Source organism: Bartonella sp. AP65SXKL, assembly GCF_042195725.1.
Classification (GTDB): Bacteria; Pseudomonadota; Alphaproteobacteria; order Rhizobiales; family Rhizobiaceae; genus Bartonella.
Map to the genome: position 1 here is coordinate 1 of NZ_JBHIOW010000102.1, position 642 is coordinate 642.

At 41.1% G+C, this 642-nt stretch carries 1 pseudogene; it reads right to left on the minus strand.

Annotated elements, in window-relative coordinates:
• Positions 1-301: 301 nt before the first annotated feature.
• A pseudogene (locus ACFIMP_RS09875) lies at positions 302-642 on the minus strand (Vomp family autotransporter); the annotation flags it as partial.

A 642-nucleotide genomic window follows, 5' to 3' on the forward strand; every position in this document is an offset into this window, starting at 1 on the left:
CGCCTGAAAGGGTCCGTCCTGCACCATCACTATTTGCTATACTGATGCTTGTACCGTCTTTCTCTCCACCAATCGCGATAACTTTTGTTTTCTCATCTTGCTTAACTAGGCTGTCGCCTTCCACTTTGGTAATCGCATTATTAACTTGATTGGTAATCTCATTGGTAACTTTATTACCAAAGCTTATGAAAGCACTATTAACACCTGTAAAGGCTTCCGCTACACTCGTATAGCTCTCCTCACCTTCATTACCATTTGCATCAAATGTTTTTACTATAAAGGTAGGAGCTATCCATTTGCCTTACTCATACTTAGCGCCCCCTCCAAAATACTGAGCAACACTGCTACCTAGAGTATAAAGCTGATTACCTGCTACTGCATCCGTTGAACCTTCCGCAATGTTACCATTCGCAAGAGACGTGATCTTGCTGCTCTCTTTATTCTCTCCATGCTGAGCTACAAACGCATTGGCTTCCTTGCTCCAGTTCAAAGAATCTTGTGCAACACTTTGAGATACTTCCTTAATACGGTCATTTACATTCTTGATATTCTTATCAAGTCCTTCAAAAGCGGAACCAACACTTTTAAAAGGATTGGCTGTTATATTACCATCTCTATCAGTCGCCGATAAACTATAGTTCG